This is a genomic window from Pseudonocardia nantongensis (assembly GCF_046546495.1).
Lineage (GTDB): Bacteria > Actinomycetota > Actinomycetes > Mycobacteriales > Pseudonocardiaceae > Pseudonocardia > Pseudonocardia nantongensis.
On the sequence record NZ_JBKGXT010000009.1, the window covers coordinates 169,794 to 186,882 of the forward strand.

General features: G+C 74.1%; 15 protein-coding genes and 2 pseudogenes. 8 read left to right on the forward strand and 9 right to left on the reverse strand.

All coding sequences use genetic code 11. From position 1 onward, the window contains the following. Nucleotides 1-5: 5 nt before the first annotated feature. The 3 genes from ACLFMI_RS12225 to ACLFMI_RS12235 form a co-directional block, all read right to left on the reverse strand. Nucleotides 6-1,382, reverse strand: coding sequence for an LLM class flavin-dependent oxidoreductase (locus tag ACLFMI_RS12225; protein ID WP_410947920.1), 1,377 nt, complete (start codon nucleotides 1,380-1,382; stop codon nucleotides 6-8). After that, a complete protein-coding gene (locus ACLFMI_RS12230) occupies nucleotides 1,379-2,725 on the reverse strand; it encodes an MFS transporter (protein ID WP_410947921.1) in 1,347 nt (448 codons plus the stop codon). Before ACLFMI_RS12230 ends, ACLFMI_RS12225 begins: the two co-directional genes overlap by 4 nt. Nucleotides 2,726-2,925: 200 nt before the next feature. Next, nucleotides 2,926-3,708, reverse strand: coding sequence for a ribosomal RNA small subunit methyltransferase A (locus ACLFMI_RS12235; RefSeq protein ID WP_410947922.1), 783 nt, complete (start codon nucleotides 3,706-3,708; stop codon nucleotides 2,926-2,928). A 131-nt stretch (nucleotides 3,709-3,839) separates the two neighbouring features. Between ACLFMI_RS12235 and ACLFMI_RS12240 the strand changes: the two are divergent. Then, nucleotides 3,840-4,019 (forward strand): annotated as a pseudogene (locus ACLFMI_RS12240) (DUF6226 family protein); the annotation flags it as partial. A gap of 25 nt (nucleotides 4,020-4,044) precedes the next feature. Then, nucleotides 4,045-4,314, forward strand: a pseudogene (locus ACLFMI_RS12245) (DUF6226 family protein); the annotation flags it as partial. Between the two features lie 34 nt (nucleotides 4,315-4,348). On the opposite strand, the gene ACLFMI_RS12250 reads toward ACLFMI_RS12245, so the two are convergent. Both ACLFMI_RS12250 and ACLFMI_RS12255 read right to left on the reverse strand, forming a co-directional pair. Beyond that, on the reverse strand, nucleotides 4,349-5,176 hold the full coding sequence (locus ACLFMI_RS12250; RefSeq protein ID WP_410947923.1) for a hypothetical protein: 828 nt from the start codon (nucleotides 5,174-5,176) through the stop codon (nucleotides 4,349-4,351). Between the two features lie 43 nt (nucleotides 5,177-5,219). Continuing rightward, the gene (locus ACLFMI_RS12255; protein WP_410947924.1) at nucleotides 5,220-6,131 is read right to left on the reverse strand and encodes a crotonase/enoyl-CoA hydratase family protein; all 912 of its coding nucleotides are present in this window, start codon (nucleotides 6,129-6,131) and stop codon (nucleotides 5,220-5,222) included. Nucleotides 6,132-6,232: 101 nt separating this feature from the next. Here ACLFMI_RS12255 and ACLFMI_RS12260 point away from each other — a divergent pair, with 101 nt between their 5' ends. Then, nucleotides 6,233-6,643: a DUF5313 family protein gene (locus ACLFMI_RS12260; protein WP_410947925.1), complete on the forward strand. Its 411-nt coding sequence runs from the start codon at nucleotides 6,233-6,235 to the stop codon at nucleotides 6,641-6,643. 6 nt (nucleotides 6,644-6,649) lie between these two features. Here ACLFMI_RS12260 and ACLFMI_RS12265 read toward each other — a convergent pair whose 3' ends face one another. From ACLFMI_RS12265 to ACLFMI_RS12275, 3 genes are read right to left on the reverse strand one after another with little or no spacing between them, the layout of a single operon-like run. Then, nucleotides 6,650-7,975 (reverse strand): LLM class flavin-dependent oxidoreductase, encoded by a 1,326-nt coding sequence (locus tag ACLFMI_RS12265; RefSeq protein WP_410947926.1) that lies wholly within the window; start codon nucleotides 7,973-7,975, stop codon nucleotides 6,650-6,652. After that, on the reverse strand, nucleotides 7,972-8,901 hold the full coding sequence (locus ACLFMI_RS12270) for an HpcH/HpaI aldolase/citrate lyase family protein (RefSeq protein ID WP_410947927.1): 930 nt from the start codon (nucleotides 8,899-8,901) through the stop codon (nucleotides 7,972-7,974). The genes ACLFMI_RS12265 and ACLFMI_RS12270 overlap by 4 nt, the downstream gene beginning before the upstream one ends. Continuing rightward, nucleotides 8,901-10,109, reverse strand: coding sequence for a CaiB/BaiF CoA transferase family protein (locus tag ACLFMI_RS12275; RefSeq protein WP_410947928.1), 1,209 nt, complete (start codon nucleotides 10,107-10,109; stop codon nucleotides 8,901-8,903). Before ACLFMI_RS12275 ends, ACLFMI_RS12270 begins: the two co-directional genes overlap by 1 nt. Before the next feature lie 257 nt (nucleotides 10,110-10,366). On the opposite strand from ACLFMI_RS12275, the gene ACLFMI_RS12280 reads away from it, so the two are divergent. The 4 genes from ACLFMI_RS12280 to ACLFMI_RS12295 are packed head-to-tail and all read left to right on the forward strand — an operon-like array spanning nucleotide 10,367 to nucleotide 14,318. Then, nucleotides 10,367-11,356, forward strand: a complete 990-nt coding sequence (locus ACLFMI_RS12280) for a LacI family DNA-binding transcriptional regulator (RefSeq protein ID WP_410947929.1) — start codon at nucleotides 10,367-10,369, stop codon at nucleotides 11,354-11,356. A gap of 28 nt (nucleotides 11,357-11,384) precedes the next feature. Then, nucleotides 11,385-12,509 carry a TRAP transporter substrate-binding protein gene (locus ACLFMI_RS12285; RefSeq protein ID WP_410947930.1) on the forward strand — a complete coding sequence of 375 codons (1,125 nt, stop codon included), beginning with the start codon at nucleotides 11,385-11,387 and terminating at the stop codon, nucleotides 12,507-12,509. After that, complete coding sequence (locus ACLFMI_RS12290; RefSeq protein WP_410947931.1) at nucleotides 12,502-13,026, forward strand: TRAP transporter small permease; 525 nt, start codon at nucleotides 12,502-12,504, stop codon at nucleotides 13,024-13,026. The genes ACLFMI_RS12285 and ACLFMI_RS12290 overlap by 8 nt, the downstream gene beginning before the upstream one ends. Continuing rightward, on the forward strand, nucleotides 13,026-14,318 hold the full coding sequence (locus ACLFMI_RS12295) for a TRAP transporter large permease (RefSeq protein ID WP_410947932.1): 1,293 nt from the start codon (nucleotides 13,026-13,028) through the stop codon (nucleotides 14,316-14,318). Before ACLFMI_RS12290 ends, ACLFMI_RS12295 begins: the two co-directional genes overlap by 1 nt. A gap of 247 nt (nucleotides 14,319-14,565) precedes the next feature. On the opposite strand, the gene ACLFMI_RS12300 is transcribed toward ACLFMI_RS12295, so the two are convergent. Then, nucleotides 14,566-15,708, reverse strand: coding sequence for a Glu/Leu/Phe/Val dehydrogenase dimerization domain-containing protein (locus tag ACLFMI_RS12300; protein ID WP_410947974.1), 1,143 nt, complete (start codon nucleotides 15,706-15,708; stop codon nucleotides 14,566-14,568). 364 nt (nucleotides 15,709-16,072) lie between these two features. Here ACLFMI_RS12300 and ACLFMI_RS12305 point away from each other — a divergent pair, with 364 nt between their 5' ends. Continuing rightward, nucleotides 16,073-17,065 carry a LysR family transcriptional regulator gene (locus tag ACLFMI_RS12305; protein WP_410947933.1) on the forward strand — a complete coding sequence of 331 codons (993 nt, stop codon included), beginning with the start codon at nucleotides 16,073-16,075 and terminating at the stop codon, nucleotides 17,063-17,065. Nucleotides 17,066-17,089: the final 24 nt, after the last annotated feature.

Consider the following 17,089-nt stretch of genomic DNA (forward strand, 5'->3'; position numbering starts at 1 on the left):
GGGAGTCAGTGCGGGGCGCGGGCTCCCGGATCGCGGTGCCCGGCACCGGGGTGGTCGGCGGCCAGCCGCGGACCGTCGCCGGTGCCGTAGCGCTCCCGCAGAGTGGGACCGCCCGGGTCGGCCGGCACCCGGCCGCGGCGGCGCAGCTCCGGCACCACGTGCTCGACGATGTCGGCCATCGTCCCGGGTGTCACCGCGTAGGCGAGGTTGAAGCCGTCCAGATCGGCCTCGTCGGCCCAGCGCTCCAGCTCGTCGGCGACCGTCGCCCCCGACCCGATGACGACCGGCCCGCGGCCGCCGACGGTCACGAACTCGGCGAGCTCGCCGACCGTCCAGTCCCGGTCCGGGCCGGTGAAGGCGGCCAGCGCGGAGCGGGTCGACTCGGTCTGGGAGTACTCGAGCTTCTGGTCCGGCGACGCACCGGCGAGGTCGACGCCGGTCCAGCCGCCGAACAGGGCCAGCGCGGCCTGCGGGTCGGTCAGCGCGAGGTAGGAGTCGACCGTCGCGCGGGCCGCCTCGTCGGTCTCCCCGGCGATCGCGGTGAGCATCCCGAACACCTTCACCGAGTACGGGTCCCGGCCGGCCTTCTCGGCGTTCTCCCGGACCGCGTCCACCGACCGCCGCACCACCGCCGGCGAGGGCCCGGACACGAACACCGCCTCGGCGTGCTCGCCGGCGAACCGGGCCCCGCGCGGCGAGGCGCCCGCCTGGAAGATCACCGGGGTGCGCTGCGGGGACGGCTCGGACAGGAACGCCCCCGGCACGTCGAACCAGGTCCCGTGGTGGCCGATGTCACGCACCTTGGAGGGGTCGGCGAACACGCCGTGCTCGGCGTCCCTGACCACGGCGCCCTCGGCCCAGGAGCCCTCCCAGAGCTTGTAGCAGACCTCCAGGAACTCCTCGGCGAGCTCGTACCGCTCGTCGTGCGGGAGCTGCCCGGACCGGCCCAGGTTCCGCGCGGCGCTGTCCAGGTAGGACGTCACCACGTTCCAGGCCACCCGGCCCTTCGTCAGGTGGTCGAGCGTGGTGAGCCGGCGGGCCAGCGCGTACGGGTGCTCGTAGGCCACCGACACCGTGACCCCGAACCCGAGCCGCGACGTCGCCGCCGCCATCGCCGGCACCGCCATCAGCGGGTCGTTCACCGGGACCTGGGCGGCGGCCCGGACGGCGGCGTCGCGGGACCCGCCGTAGACGTCGTAGACGCCGAGCACGTCGGCCAGGAACAGGGCGTCGAACCCGCCGTCCTCGAGCATCCGCGCCAGCGACGTCCAGTGCTCCAGGTCGGTGTAGCGGTACCCCTCGTCGTCGGGGTGCCGCCACAGGCCCGCGGACTGGTGACCGACGCAGGCCATGTCGAAGGCGTTGAGCAGGATCCGTCTCATGTGCGTGCCTCCACCGGCTGGTCGCTGTGGCGCCGCAGGCCCGTCCGGAGCGTCTCCGGGGTGAGCACCGTGGCGGTGATCGTGATCGCCGAGAGGACGGCGAAGTAGGCCCAGATCAGCCAGGGACCGTTCCCGGCGATGAGCAGGGCGGTGGCCACCAGCGGCGTCGTCCCGGCGATCACCGAGCCGATCTGGTAGCCGAGCGAGGCGCCGCTGTAGCGCACCCGGGTGGAGAACAGCTCGCTGTACCAGGCGGCCTGCGGCCCGTACATCGAGTCGTGGAAGACGTTCACCAGCACCACCATGGCCAGCACGACCAGCGCCGTCGACCCGGTGTCGAGCAGCAGGAAGAAGACCGCGAGGAACAGCGGTGCGCCCACCGCCCCGATCAGGTACACCGGACGGCGACCGACCCGGTCGGAGAGCACCGCCCACAGCGGCGTCGACAGCAGGCCGATCGCGGACGCCACCATCACCGCGGTCAGCCCGGGGCCGGAGCCGACATCGGTGGTCTGCGCGAGGTAGGTCAGGCCGAACGTGGTGGCCAGGATGTAGAGCGCGTTCTGGGCGATCCGGCTGCCGATCGTCAGCAGAACGGTGCGCGGCTCGGTGCGCAGCACCTCGACCACCGGGCGGCGGGCCAGCCGGCCGGCGGCCCGGTCGTCGGTGAACACCGCCGGATCGGCCAGGCTCAGCCGGATGACCAGGCCGACGACGACCAGGACCAGGCTGAGCAGGAACGGGATCCGCCAGGCGCCGGCCAGGAACGCCTCCTGCCCGGCGACCGCGAGCGTCCCGGCGTACACACCGGAGGCGAGCAGCATCCCGGCCGACGACCCGATCTGCGGGAAGCTGCCGTAGAGCCCGCGGCGCTTCTCCCCCGACGCGTGCTCGACGGCCATCAGGACCGCGCCACCCCACTCGGCGCCGACGGCGAGCCCCTGCAGCAGCCGCATCACCACCAGCAGCGCCGGAGCGAACAGGCCGACTCTCGAGTAGGTCGGCAGCAGGCCGATCGCCGCGGTCGCCAGGCCCATCAGCAGCAGCGACCCGACGAGCACGCTGCGCCGCCCCACCCGGTCGCCGAGGTGCCCGGCGACGATCGCGCCGATCGGCCGGGCGCCGAACCCGGCGGCGTAAGTGGCGAACGAGGCCAGCACCCCGGTCGAGGGGTCGGCGTCGCTGAAGAACAGCGGGCCGAACACCAGCGCGGCGGCGGTCGCGTAGAGGTAGAAGTCGTACCACTCGATGGTGGTGCCGACGAGGCCCGCGATCGCGGCCCGGCGCGGAGTCGCACCGGGGCCGGGCGGCACGGCGGGGCTGGACGAGGTCGTGCTGGTCACGGTGAACCTGCCTGGGGGTGTGGGAGGCGCCGACGGGCGCCGCGGACGGAGGGGTGGGCAGCCGTCAGCGACAGGCGTCCGACGACAGCCGGCCGTGGTCCACGTGCCGGCGCCGCGTCAGTTCCGTGCGCTCCACATCGACAGCCGATCAGAGAGACCGGGCGCGGCGCAACGAACAGTGACGGGAACCGCCCTGGTGATCATCGGCAGGCCCGGGTCACCCGGGCGGCCAGGTCGGCCCACTGCGCCGGCCCGAGATCCCGGGGCAGCGCCCGACGACCGATCCCGGACGACGCCGCCCAGCGCGCCGCGGTCACCCGTCCGTACCGGCGGCCGACGACGTCGACCACTCCGCGCCCGCGGCCGGTGAACACCGTGTCCACCAGCCGCTGGTACGGCGTCGGCGCCCCGGTGACCAGCGGCGTGTCCCGGCGGACGATCTCCAGCACGCCCGCGTCCACCGACGGGACCGGGCGGAACGCCCGGGCCGGAACCCGGTCGAGGAGCCGGAACTCGTACCAGGGCCACCAGCGGGCGGTGAGCGCGGTCGTGCCGCCGACGGCGGCCCGCTTGCGGGCGACCTCCCACTGCAGGAGCAGCAGCGCGTGCGCCCAGTGGGACGCGCCCAGCAGCCGGCGCAGCAGTGGCGTCGTGAGGCCGAACGGCACGTTCGAGACGACGTCGACCGGCCGGTCCAGCGGCTCCCACACCAGGTCGCCGCGCCGGATCCGGACGGTGTCACCGAACCGCTCCCGTAGCCGGGCCACCCGGTACGGATCCAGTTCGACGGCGGTCAGCGGGCGGGGCCGATCCGCGGGCAGCCGGGACAGCGCCGCGGTGAGGGCACCGTCGCCGGCGCCGAGCTCGAGCAGCGGGCGCGGCTCCCAGCCCGCGACGACGGCGGCCAGCGCGGCCGGGACGGTCGGGTCGGTGAGGAAGTTCTGGCCGTGCTCGTGCCGGCCGAGGGGTCGGGGGTGTTGCAAGGTGGGCTCCCGGGTCGGGAGCCGGACGCGCGCAGATGGAGGCGCCGCCCGGCAGTCGAGTGGACCGGCTGCGGGACGGCGGTGCCGCGGGGAGTGGCGCCGCCGTCAGGCGACGCGCAGGCGTATGAAGGCTGCCACGGCGGGGACGCTACGAGGCGGCGTCCGGTGGCGCATCCGGTTTCGCGGCGCCGTCGCGACGTACGGAGCCGTACTCGGTGACGACTCATCCCGAGCGGTTCCGGCCGTTGCACGAGGTGGGGGACGCGCTCAACGCCCACCTGGTGGCCTCCTACGACGTCGAGGTGGCCCAGTGGAGCCGCCGCGCCCGACGACGATCTGCGGCAGGGGCCGGAGGTCGTCCGGACCACCGAGCTCCGGCCACGCGACCCCCGGGCGGCCCCGCTGACCATCGCGCACACGACGTTTCCCGGCGTCGTCGTGCACGCCGGGGTCCTGCTCGACGTGACCTACCCGGTCTGCGGGTGCGACGCCTGTGACGACACCTGGCAGGCACAGGCGTCCGACCTCGAGTGGCTGGTCGGGGCCGTCACCGCGGGACGGTTCCGGGAGTGGGTGGCGCGCCGCGACGGGCAGGCATGGGTGGGGCACTCTCTCGGGGATGATGCGGGTCCCCCACGACTCAGCGCCGCAGCTCCCGCTCCAGCAGCGCGACGGCTGCCACCTCCCGGGTGTCGGCCCGGTCGTCGAGCCGCTCGGCCAGCTCGACGGGCAGTTCCAGGACCAGCCGGACCGTCGCCGGGCGGTGGGCATCCTCCGAGTCGGAGTCGGAGTCGGAGTCGGAGTCGGAGCCGGAGCCGGAGCCGGAGCCGGGGCCGGGGCCGGGGCCGGGGCCGCGGCGCAGCACCAGGCCCAGCACCGGCAGCGCGATCGTGCCGAGCGCGTCGAGGATGCCCAGCACGCCGAGCCAGCGCCAGTAGGCGGAACCGTCAGGGCCGGGGACCTCGCCCTCGGTCAGGATCGGCAGCGCGATCAGCACCGCGACGCCGGTGATCGCCAGCAGGGTGCCCGCCAGGCTCGCCCGCACCGCCGGACTGGTGCGCCCCGCGAGGAGCAGCAGCAGGTTGGCCTGGGCCAGGCTGACCGCGGCCAGCGTCAGCACGCCGAGCGCCTTCCACCACACCTCGTCGGGGGCACCGTCACCGGACCAGTCCCGCCAGGTCAGTACCAGTGCGCACACCGCGGCACCGAGGCTCGCGGCGATGCCGGCGAACCCGACCGCACGGACCGACCGGGTCACCACCGCCAGGTGGCACAGCGACGTCGTGCCGAACGCGGCCACCGTCGTCGTGGTGAGCACGATCCGGGCCTGCAGCTCGCCGAACTCACCGCTGACCAGGGCGAGGATGCCGAGGACGGCGGCGACCACGAGCGAGCCGACGACGGTGACGATCATCGCGCGGCGCACGCCGCGCACGCTGCGGACGGAGGTCTGGCCGGGTGCGGACATGGCGGCACGCTAACGATCGCGCCCCGGGCGCGCCCCCGTAGCGCTACGGAGAGCTCAGGTCCTCCGGGGGCTGCGGCCAGTGCGGCAGCACCTGCTCCGGGTAGTCGCCGGTGACGGTGTCCGGGAACGCCGGGGACCGCTTCTCCAGGAACGCCGTGACGCCCTCGGCGACGTCGTCGCTCTGGCCCAGGTGGTGGATCGCGGCCGAGTCGGCGCGGTGCGCGTCCCAGGGACTCGGCGAGCCGAGCATCCCCCACAGCAGCTGCCGGGTCAGCGCCACCGACACCGCCGAGGTGTTCTCGGCGATCTCCCGGGCGATCGCCTGCGCGGTGCCGAGCAGGTCGCCGTCCGGCAGCACGCGCGAGACCAGCTTGCCGCTCAGGGCCTCGGCGGCGTCGAACACCCGCCCGGTGGCCGCCCACTCCATGGCCTGCGAGATCCCGACGATCCGGGGCAGGAACCAGCTCGACGCGGCCTCGGGCACCAGCCCGCGGCGGGCGAACACGAACCCGAACCGGGCCGACTCGCCGGCGAGCCGGATGTCGGCGGGAAGCGTCATCGTCGCGCCGATCCCGACCGCGGGCCCGTTCACCGCGGCGATCACCGGCGTGCGCAGCGACGCCATCCGCATGGTGACCGTGCCACCGCCGTCCCGCAGGACGCCGCCGATGGTGCCGGTCTCGGCGCGGTCGGCGGCCCGCTGCGGGTCGTTCGGGTCGAACGACGACCCGCCCCGGCCCAGGTCGGCGCCGGCGCAGAACCCGCGCCCGCGCCCGGTCAGCACGATCGCGCGGACGTCCTCGTCGGCGTCGGCCAGGTCGTAGGCGGCGATCAGCTCACGGGCCATCGTCGGGGTGAAGGCGTTGAGCCGGTCCGGTCGGTCGAGGGTGATCGTGGCGATCCGGTCGTCGACGTCGTAGGCGATCTCGGTGAAGTCGGGAGCGGCGGTGCTCATGATCGACGAGTCTGCCCTGCGCGCCGCCCGGAGTCGACACCGGCCGAGGCCTGCCGCATCACGTGGCCGGAGCGCGGTGGGGATCCTAGACTGGTGGTCTGATGACTCGTCCCGATCCGTTCCGCTGGCTGGCCTACGCCTACGGTGCCGGGCTCTCCGCGCGGTACCGGGAGTGGGTGCTGCACGATGTCACCTGCCGCACCTGGTGGTTGCGGCACCTGGTCCGGACCGTGGTGCAGCTGGTGCCGTTGCTGGTGCTGCTCTACCTGGTCGTCCCGGGCCCGCCGTGGGTGCGGGCGGGCGCGATCGTCTCCGGCGCGTTCATCGGGCTGTTCTACGGCAACGTCTACATGGTGGAGGCCTGCGAGACGCGGGTGATGAAGGCCGGCTACCCGGCCGGCGCCGCCGCCGCGACCCGCGAGGCCCGCCGCGCCGAGCAGCACGTCGACGCCCGGCTGCGGTCCGACGCCGAGCACGCCGACGAGCGGCGCCGCGAGGACCGCACGGGCTGAACCCCGTCACGGCCGGGGCAGGCCGAGCCGGTCACGCAACGTCGTGCCCTCGTAGGACGTCCGGTACAGCCCGCGACGCTGCAGCTCCGGGACGACCATCGCGACGAACTCCTCGAAGGCCCCGGGCAGGTGCGTCGCGGCCAGCACGAAGCCGTCGCACGCACCGGAGCGGAACCACTCCTCCATCCCGTCGGCCACCTGCGACGGGGTTCCGACGAACCGCGGCCCCTGCAGCAGGGTGGCCCGGTGGGCGGCGAGGTCGCGCACGGTGACGGGGCGGTCGAGGTGGCGCGCGACGCCCTCGGCGAGCCCGCGGATCCCGCGCCCGGCGGCCATCATCTCCTCGGTGACCGGGTCGTCGAGGTCGTGCACGGAGAAGTCGTAGTTGTTGACCTCGGACAGCAGCGCCAGCGACGCCAGCGGATGCACGTACTCGTCGAGGAACAGCCGCTCCTTCTCGCGGGCGATCGCCTCGGTCTCGCCGACGACGGTGTAGGCCATCGGGAGCAGCCGGACCTGGTCCGGGTCCCGGCCGGCGTCCGCGACGGCGTCGCGCTGCTCCGCGTACTGGCGCTGGGCGACCGCCAGCCCGGGGGCCGCGGTGAACACCAGATCCGCCCACCGGCCGGCGAAGCTGCGGCCGCGCCCGGACGACCCGGCCTGCAGGATCGTCGGGCGGCCCTGCGGGGTCCGCGGGACGGTCAGCGGGCCGCGCACCGAGAAGTACTCGCCGCGGTGGCCGACCTCGTGCACCTTGTCCGGGTCGGCGAACTCACCGGAGGGGCGGTCCATGACCAGCGCCCCGTCCTCCCAGGAGTCCCACAGCGCGGTGACCGCTTCCAGGAACTCGTCGGCCCGGTCGTAGCGCTCGTCGTGCCCGAGGTGGGTGTCCCGGCCGAAGTTCTGCGCCTCCGAGTCGTTGACCGAGGTCACGACGTTCCACGCGGCGCGGCCGCCGGACAGGTGGTCCAGGGTCGCGAACGTGCGGGCCACGTGGAACGGGTCGTAGTAGGTGGTGGAGTAGGTGGCTCCGACCCCGATCCGCTCGGTGGCCGCGACGATGCCGCCGAGCACCGCGGTCAGGTCCAGCTTCACCGGGCGGGCCCCGTAGCGCACGGCGTCGGCGACCGAGTTCCCGTAGACGCCCGGCATCGCCAGCCGGTCGTCGAAGAACACCAGGTCGAACAGGCCACGTTCGAGGGTGCGGGCGATGCGGGTGTAGTAGTCCATGGACAGGAACGACAGATCCGCCGACGGGTACCGCCAGGAACCCGAGTACACGGTCACGTTGCCCGCCTGCATGAACCCGACCAGGGTCATCTGCCGGCTCATCGGTCCTCCCCGCCGTCGAGGCCCAGCAGGGCCGCCTTCGTCCGGACGGTCTCGGCGTGCCGCAGGTGGGCCGCGTCGACCAGCATCCCGTCGAGACCGGTGGCACCGCGGCCCGCAGCCTCGGCGTCGCGATGGGCGGCGACGGTGCGCCGCGCGTGCGCGATCTCCTCCGGCGTGGGGGCGAACACGTCGTTCGCCGGCTCCACCTGGGACGGGTGGATCGCCCACTTGCCGGCGAAGCCCATGGCGGCGGCCCGCTCGCACGCGGTCCGGTAGCCGTCGGGGTCGCGGTAGTTCGGGTACGGCGCGTCGACCGCCTCGATCCCTGCCGCCCTGGCCGCCACCACGATCCGCGAGCGGGCGTAGTGCCAGAGGTCGCCCGGGTAGTGGGCGCGCGGGTCGAAGTTCGTGTCCACCCGGGCCCCCTGGGACGCCGAGAAGTCACCCGCGCCGAAGATCAGCGCCTCCAGCCGGTCCGACGAGCGGGCGATCGCGTCGACCTCCTGCAGCCCCTCGACCTCCTCGATCAGTACCTCCAGCCCGATCCGGTGCCCCAGCCCCAGCGTCTCCTCGAGCTGGGTGAGCAGCACGTCCACCCACCAGACGTCCCGGGCGGCGCGCACCTTCGGCACGATGATCACGTCCAGGGCCTCGCGGGCGGCGGTGACCACCTCGATCACGTCGCCGTGCGCCCACCGGGTGTCGACGCCGTTCATCCGGATCGCCCGCGTCGCGGGGCCCCAGTCCAGCTCGCGCAACGCTCGCGCCGCCTTGCCCCGGGCGGCCTCGCGCTCCGCCGGGGCGCAGGCGTCCTCCAGGTCGAGGAACACCAGGTCCGCACCGGCTGCCGCGGCCTTCGCGAACATGTGCTCGTTGCTCGCCGGGGTGGCGAGCTCGCTGCGGCGGGCACGGACCGGCCGGGGCATCACAGCACCTCGCTCGCGCGGAGCTCGGCGAGCCGGTCGTCGTCCAGGCCGAGCAGCTCGCGGTAGACCTCCTCGGTGTGCGCGCCGAGCGCCGGACCGAGGTGGGTGATCCGCCCCGGCGTGGCCGAGAACCGTGGCACCGGGCCCTGCACCCGCATCTCGCCGAGTTCGGTGTCCGGCACCCGGGGGTAGGTACCGCGCGCGGTGAGCTGCGGATCGGCCAGCAGCTGCGGGGCGTCGTAGACGGGCGCGGCGGCGACCTCGGCCTCCTCGAAGACGGCCATCGCCTCGTCGAGGGTGCGGCCTGCGACCCAGTCCGCCATCACCGCGTCGATCTCGCCGGCGTGCTTCAGCCGTTGCTGTGCCTCGGCGAACCGCGGGTCCGCGGTCAGGTCCGGGCGCCCGACGGCGCGCAGCGCCCGCATGGCGATCGTCGGTGCGGACCCGGACATGGCAAGCCAGTGCCCGTCGGCGCTGCGGTAGGTGTTGCGCGGCGCCGAGATGTCCCAGCGGTTGCCGGTGCGGTTCGGCACGGTCCCGAGCTGGTCGTGGGTCAGCACCGGCTGCTCGATCAGCCGCGCGAGGGGCTCGATCAGATTGAGATCGATCAGTTGCCCGCCGCCGCCGTGCACGTCGCGGTGGTAGAGCGCCATCATCACCGCCCAGGTCGCGGTGAGCGCCGCGACACCGTCGGCGAGCATGAACGACGGCAGCGTCGGCGGCCCGTCCGGATGCCCGGTGAGGTGCGCGAACCCGCTCATCGCCTCGCCCAGGGTGCCGAATCCGGGCCGGTCGGACTTGGGCCCGCCCGCCCCGTAGCCGGTGACGTGCACCGTCACCAGGCCGGGGTTGCGCACCGACAGCGACGCGTGGTCCAGCCCCCACCGCTGCAGCGTGGACGGCCGGAGGTTGAGCACCACGACGTCGGCGGTGTCCACCAGCCCGCGCAGCAGGTCCCGGCCGGCCTCGGCCCGCAGGTTCGCGGTCACCGAGCGCTTGTTGCGCGACACCGACTTCCACATCAGACCGACGCCGTCGCGCTGGGCACCCCACTGGCGCAGCGGGTCCCCGCCGTCCGGCTGCTCGATCTTGATCACGTCGGCGCCGTGCTCGCCCAGCCAGGTCGCGATCAGTGGCCCCGCGGCGAGGGTCGCGGCGTCGACCACCCGCAGACCCCGCAACGGTTCCGTGCCCACCGCACCGGTCACCGGCCGTCCTCCTCCGCGTCGTCGCGTGGTTGCACCGCAATGTAAAGCTTTACCATCTCGGCGAATCCTGAGTAGAGCACGTGACCCGCGACACGGTCAACGCCGCGGCGGCAGGGCGCCCCACCCGGGGTTGACGGGACCGGCACCGGCGTGTCTGCTGGTGCGCTCCGGCACCGTTCCGGGCGCCGGTTCCGTCCACTGTCGATGTAAAGGCTTGCTCCATGCCGGCTCGCACCCGTCGAGGCGAGGTCGGCGTCGTGGACCTCGCGCGCGAGCTGGAGGTGTCCACCGCGACCGTGTCGCGGGCCCTGAACGGCAGCGAGCGGGTGCGGCCGGAGCTGGCCCGCCGGATCCGCGACCACGCCCGGGACCGGGGGTACGTGGCGAACCGGCACGCCCGCGCGCTGTCGTCGAACTCCAGTCACGCCTTCGTCGGGTTCGTGATCCCCTACGTGGACACCCCGGCGTACTCGGCGGTGGCCGCCGAGTGCGCGCGGCTGCTGTCCGCCGACGGCACCCAGATGATCCTGACGATCACCGAGAACGACCCGCGCCGCGAGCTGGACCAGGTCCGGGACCTGCTGGCGACCCGGGTCGCCGGCGTGGTCGTCTCGCCCAGTACGGGCATCCTCGCCGCTACCCGCGAGCTGCTGCGGGCCCTGCCGGTGGTGCAGTTCCACCGCGGCGCCGGGATCGGCGCGCCCGGCGTGTTCAGCGACGACGCCGCGCTGGGCGAGGCGGTGTCCCGGCTGGTCGACCTGGGCCACCGGCGGATCGGCTACATCGGACCCAGCCGGGCGATCTCCAACGGTGCCGCCCGGCTGACCGCGGTCCGGGACGGTGCCGCGGCAGCCGGCCTCGACCCGGACTCGCTCGCCGTGCGGTTGCTCGAACCGGCGACCGATCAGGGCGCGGGAGCGGTGCGCGAGCTGCTGCACCGGGCGGACCGTCCGACCGCGCTGGTCGTCGGCGGCGGCACGCTCTCGCTCGCCGTGGCCCGCGAGGTCCGCGCGTCCGGACTGGCGCTGCCCGGTGACCTGTCGCTGGTCGTCTACGGCGACCCGGCCTGGTTCGCGCTGCACGACCCGCCGCTGACCGTGGTGTCGGTCGACTACCCGGAGCTGGCCCGGCGGGCGGCCCGGCTGCTGCTCGGCGGCATCGGCGGGGACCCGCCCGGCGGCGACGTACTGCTGCCCTCCGAGCTGCGCACCGGCGGTTCGACCGGCCCCCCGCCGCCGGGGACCTGAGCCCGAGTACCGACCGAGGAGGACAGCGTTGTCCACACCCACCGGGACGCCCCGGCACCGCCCACCCGCGCGTCGGCTGCGCGCGGCGGCCGCGCTGCTGGCGATCGTGCTGACCGTGACCGCCTGCGGGGCGGAGCCACCGGACGCCGGCTCCCCACCGGGGGTCGTCACGCTGCGGATCGGCGACTCCTACCCGCCGAGCCACCCGGCGTCGCGGGACGGGGTGGACTTCTTCGTCAAGCGGGCGGTCGCGCTGTCCGGGGGCCGGCTGGACTTCGACTACTTCCCGTCCGCGCAGCTGGGCGAGGCCGAGGACCACGTGGCGCTGACCCGGTCGGGAGCCATCGACATCGGCGTCGTGTCCCCGCCCTACCTGGCCGACCGGCTGCCGCTGTCGAACGTGGCCGACCTGCCCGGGATGAGCACCGACGCCTGCCGCTCGGCCACGGCGCTGACCTCGCTGATGTCTCCCGGCGGGCCGGATGGTTCCGGCGCCGGGATCCTGCACACCGCCGAGTACGGCCCGCAGGGGCTGCGCATGCTGTTCGTCGGCGTCCAGCCCGGCTACGAGGTGATGACCGTGGGAACCCCGGTCACCGCGCCGTCGGACGTGGCCGGGTTGCAGCTGCGCTCCTCGGGCGGGGTGCTCGACATGGCGGCACAAGCCCTTGGTGCGGCGCCGGTCTCGATCTCCGGACCGGAGATGTACGAGGCGCTGTCCCGCGGCACGGTGGACGGGACGATGCTGCCGCCGATGAGCGCGACCCCGTACCGGCTCGACGAAGTCACCACCGACGCGACCCTCGGTGCCCCGCTGGGCAGCTTCACGCTGAGCTATGCGGTCGGCGAGGGCACCTGGGAGCGGCTGCCCGAGGACCTGCGTGCGGCGCTGACCCGAGCCGGCGCCGAGACCACCGCGCACCTGTGCGCCGCGATCGAGCAGGAGAACGAGCGGTCCCGCACCTCACTGGCCGAGGGCGGCCTGCACTTCACGCAGCTGTCCGGTGAGCAGATCGCGCAGTGGCGCGCCGCGCTGGACCCGGTGCGCGGGCAGTGGGTCGCGGACATGGAGGAGCGCGGGCTCCCGGGGGCCGCGACGCTGACCGCGATGGAGCAGGCACTCGCCACCGGGCGGGGTGGTTCGGATGGCTGAGCGGTTCCTGCGGCGTGTCGAGGACACGCTGGGCACCCTCGCCGGCCTCGCGCTCGCGGCGATGGTGCTGCTGATGGGCGCCGAGGTGGTGGCCCGCTACCTGCTGGGTTCCCCACTGTCCTGGGCGGTCGGGCTGATCAGCAACTACCTGATGGTCGGGTTCTTCTTCCTCGGCCTGCCGGTGACCGTGCGGGAGGGCGCGCACGTCGCGATCGACGTCCTCTACGACCGGTTGCCCGGCTCGCTGCGGCCGTGGTGTGACCGGCTGGCCGCGGCCGCCGGTCTGGTGTTCGTCCTGGCCGTCGCGGTCGGCGGGGTCCTGCTGACCGCCGACGTCGCGGGTGGCGGGTACGCCCCGCCGGCCGGGTCCGCTGAGCTGTCCTGGCCGGTCTGGACCTCGACGGTGCTGGTCCCGATCGGGGCGCTGGTCACCGCGGCCCGGCTGGTCCTGCAGCTCGTCGGGGCGGCGCGCGCCGGGGCCCCCGCGGCCGATCCGACCGGCAACGAGGTGCGCTGATGCTCGTCACCGGAGTACTGCTCCTGCTGCTGGTCCTGCTGCTGCTCCGGGTCCCGGTCGGGTTCGCGGTCGGCGTGAGCGGCCTGCTCGGCCTGCTGACCTACGGCGGCCTGCCGGTCCTGGCCGGGTTCCTGGAGACCGTCCCGCACTCCTCGATCGCTTCGCACTCGCTGGCGCCGATCCCGCTGTTCATCCTGATGGCGCAGCTCGTGCTGCTCAGCGGGGTCGCGTCGGAGCTGTTCGACGCGGCCCGGGTCTGGGTCGGACGGCTGCCGGCCGGCCTCGGCGTCGGCACTACGGTGTCCGGGGCCACGTTCGCGGCGGTGTCCGGCTCGTCCACCGCAGCCGCGGCGACGCTGGCCGCCACCTCCATCCCGGAGATGGAGCAGCGCGGCTACGACGGTCGACTGGCGAACGGCCTGGTCGCCGTGGTGGGAACCCTCGCGGCGATGGTTCCGCCGAGCATCATCCTGGTGTTCTACGCGGTCCTGGCCGAGGCCAGCGTGGGCAAGGTGCTCCTCGCGGGGCTGCTGCCCGGTCTGCTCGTCACGCTCGCGATCATCGTGACGACGCTGTTGCTGGTCCGCCGCAACCCCGACCTCGCACCGCGGGGCGAGGCCCACCCGGTCGCGGTCAAGATCCGCACGCTGACCTCGGTGGGCCCGGTCCTGCTGCTGTTCGTGCTGGTCGTGGGCGGCATCTACATCGGGCTCGCGACACCGACCGAGGCCGCCGCGCTCGGTGCGATCGGCGCGTTCGTGCTGTGTGCTCTGCGCCGCAGGCTCACCCTCACCGGCATCCGGCAGGCGTTGGCCTCCACGCTGGCCTCCAGCGCGATGATCCTGCTGATCATCATGGCGGCGTTCCTGCTGGGCTACTTCCTGACCCTGACCCGGGTCACCCAGGGCCTGGTGGACGGCATCGGGGCGCTCGCCGCACCGCCGATCGCGATCTTCCTGCTGATCGCCCTGGTCTACCTGGCGCTGGGTGCGTTCATGGACCAGATCGCGATCCTCGCGCTGACCGTGCCGATCGTGCTGCCGGTGGTCGAGGAGCTGGGTTACGACCCGATCTGGTTCGGCGTGATGGTGGTGTTGCTGGCCGAGATCGGGCTGGTCACGCCTCCGTTGGGGCTGAACGTGTTCGTCGTCGCCCGGGCCACCGGGCGACCGCCGGAGCAGATCTTCCGGGCGGTCCTGCCCTACATCGCGGCGATGCTGGTGCTGGTGCTGCTGTTCACGCTGTTCCCGCAGATCGTGCTGTGGATCCCGGAGACGATGGGCGGCTCGTAGCAACCGGTCCGACGCGCCCCTGCACCGCGGCCCGGTCCGACCATCGGCGTGATGGTCCGCGCCCGGACGACTACGCCGAACCCGAGAGCCGAGACTGCCGGTGACGGCTGAACCGTGCGGCGCCGTGCCACGATGGCCGCATGGAGCCAGCCTCGACGATCTCGGGGTCTTCGCCGCCCGGATCGCGGCCCTCGCGGTCTGACCCGGGGCGGGCCCGGCACCGGTGGTGCCGGGCCCGTCGTGGCGATCAGGGGATGACGACCGGGGCGACGGTCGGCGCCGGGTCGTCGGCCCAGCGGTTCCCGGTCTCGCGCGGGGTGGCGCCGTACTCGGTCCATGCGGCCATCAGCTGCGCGACCTTGGCGTGCATCACGGTGCGGAGCCGGTCGAACGAGGTCTCCGGGACGTCGTCGACCTGCCCGAGCAGCAGCCACCAGGCCCAGGCGACGGCGCCGGCGTTGGCCACGAAGTCCGGCAGCACCGGCACGCCGCGGGCGGCCAGCATCGCCTCCGCCTCCGGGGTGGTGGCGGCGTTCGCGGCCTCCACCACGACCCGGGCCCGGACGTCGTAGGAGTTGTCCGGGGTGATCGCGTAGGAGATCGCGGCCGGGACCAGGATGTCGACGTCGGCGGAGAGGATCGCGTTGCGCGGCAGCTGCTGCACGCTCGCGGGCAGCCGGCTGCGGTCGATCTCGCCGTAACCGTCGCGCAGGTCCAGCAGCGCCGGGACGTCCAGCCCGTCCGCGCAGTGCAGGGTGCCGGCCGCGTCGGCCACCGTGGTGACCTTCATCCCCGCCTCGTGCAGGTAGTACGCGGCGGACCCGCCCATCGTGCCGACACCCTGGATCGCGACCGTGGTGTCGGCCGGGACCTGCCCCCAGGAGACGGCGGCGGCCAGGCAGGCGTGCGCGACGCCGTAGCCGCCGATCACGTCACCGAGCTCGAACCCGCCCTCGACCTCGGCGGTCAGACCGGCGCGGACCCGCGCGTACGTGGCGGCCGGGTCCGCGGCACGGCTGATCGCGGCGTGGTAGCTCTGCCCCAGACCGAGCCGGGCGAAGACCTCGTCGATCAGGTGTTGCGGGACGCCCAGGTCCTCCGCGGTCACCCAGTGCGCGTCCAGCCACGGGCGCATGGCCTCGCAGAAGCGCTCCAGCACCTCGATCGCGCGCGGGTCCTTGGGGTCGAAGTCGATGCCGCCCTTGGCCCCGCCGATCGGCAGGTCGAAGGTCGCGGTCTTGTTGGCCATGCCGCGGGCCAGGTCCTCGACCTCGCTCAGCGTGCAGCCGGCCCGCATCCGGGTCCCGCCGGTGGCGAGGCCTGCCCGCAGGGTGTGCACGACGAGGTAGCCGACGGCGCCGGTGGCCGAGTCGTTCCACTGCAGACGCATGTAGGGCTCGGGGCGGGTCGCCGGCACGACCTGGGGGGCCGCGGCTCCCGCAGGAGCCGGAACCGGCTGCGTCATCTGCGGGAGGCCCCCGGCGGGGTTCTGCATCGTCGTCATCGCGACCCACCTCTCTTCGTGCTCGTACCGGTTCCCTCGGCCACCTCGTCCGGACGGTGAGGGCACACCGGCCACCGGCCCGCGGGTGGCGGGCCGGTCGCGTCATTGCCTGTGATGGACCTCGTCGTCCCCGGTCGGTGGCCGTCCGATCCGGTACCCACAGCCTGCGTCCGGACGACCCTGGGCGTCCATTTACGGATCATTCACGGCCGTGTTCACGGTTCCTGCACAGCGGCCTAGGCTCGCTGTCATGGACCTGTCGCTGCCCCGGTTGCGGATGCTGCGCGAGCTGCACCGGCGCGGCACGATCACGGCTGCGGCGACGGCGTTGCACTACACCGCGTCGGCGGTGTCCCAGCAGCTCGCGCAGCTCGAACGCGACGTCGGGACCCGGCTGTTCGAACGGCGGGGCCGGCGGGTCCAGCTGACCGATCTGGGGGTGCTGCTCGCCGAGCACGCCGAGGAGATCCTGGCCTCGGTGGAGCGCGCGACGCTGGCCCTGGAGGAGGCCGGCGAGACGATGGCGGTGAAGCTCACAGCCGGCGTCTGGGCCTCGGTGGCCTCGGGGCTGCTCCCGGACGCGCTGACCGCGCTGGCCCGCACCCACCCGGGCATCGAGGTCCGCACCCGGGAGCTGGCGCCGGAGGACACCGCGGGCGCGGTCCGGGACGGGGTGCTGGACCTCTCGTTCGTGATCGACTACTCGAACTACCCGATGACCTGGGCGCCCGGCCTGGAGCGGGCGGTGGTCGCGATCGAGCGACTCTACGCCGCCGTCCCGGCCGGTGCGGTGCCCTCGGCCAGCGTGACGCTCGCCGAGCTCGCCGAGCACCGCTGGATCCTGGCCCCGTCCCGCGCGCACTTCGGGCACGCGGCCCGGCTGGCGCTGCAGGCCGGCGGGGTCCAGGCCCAGATCGACCACGAGGTCGAGGAGCAGGCCACCGCGATGGCGATGGTCGCGGCCGGGCTCGGGGTCACGCTCGTCTCCGACCTGGGCCTGGCGCTGCGCCCGCCAGGTGTGGACGTCGTCGCGCTCGGGGACGCGCTCACCCGGACCGTGTCGGTGGCCTACCGCACCGGATCGGCCCGGCGCGCCGCGCTCAGCCTGGTGATCGACACGGTGCGCACCGCGGCCGCCGAGAAGGGGATCGGTGCGGGCACGCCGGTTCCCACACCGGATCCGGCCGCGGCCGGCCGGCCGGAGGATCTCGGGGTCCCGGCCGACCGGCTCGAACTGTCCTGACCGATCGGAGTGGTCGCTACGGGG

Excerpts from the sequence above, each read along its gene's own strand:
- ACLFMI_RS12260 (WP_410947925.1), top strand. The coding sequence starts at position 6,233 with ATGACTCGTCCCGATCCGTTCCGCTGGCTGGCCTACGCCTACGGTGCC.
- ACLFMI_RS12265 (WP_410947926.1), bottom strand. The coding sequence starts at position 7,975 with ATGAGCCGGCAGATGACCCTGGTCGGGTTCATGCAGGCGGGCAACGTG.
- ACLFMI_RS12295 (WP_410947932.1), top strand. The coding sequence starts at position 13,026 with ATGCTCGTCACCGGAGTACTGCTCCTGCTGCTGGTCCTGCTGCTGCTC.
- ACLFMI_RS12250 (WP_410947923.1), bottom strand. The coding sequence starts at position 5,176 with ATGTCCGCACCCGGCCAGACCTCCGTCCGCAGCGTGCGCGGCGTGCGC.
- ACLFMI_RS12290 (WP_410947931.1), top strand. The coding sequence starts at position 12,502 with ATGGCTGAGCGGTTCCTGCGGCGTGTCGAGGACACGCTGGGCACCCTC.
- ACLFMI_RS12255 (WP_410947924.1), bottom strand. The coding sequence starts at position 6,131 with ATGAGCACCGCCGCTCCCGACTTCACCGAGATCGCCTACGACGTCGAC.
- ACLFMI_RS12300 (WP_410947974.1), bottom strand. The coding sequence starts at position 15,708 with ATGCGTCTGCAGTGGAACGACTCGGCCACCGGCGCCGTCGGCTACCTC.
- ACLFMI_RS12305 (WP_410947933.1), top strand. The coding sequence starts at position 16,073 with ATGGACCTGTCGCTGCCCCGGTTGCGGATGCTGCGCGAGCTGCACCGG.
- ACLFMI_RS12225 (WP_410947920.1), bottom strand. The coding sequence starts at position 1,382 with ATGAGACGGATCCTGCTCAACGCCTTCGACATGGCCTGCGTCGGTCAC.
- ACLFMI_RS12270 (WP_410947927.1), bottom strand. The coding sequence starts at position 8,901 with ATGCCCCGGCCGGTCCGTGCCCGCCGCAGCGAGCTCGCCACCCCGGCG.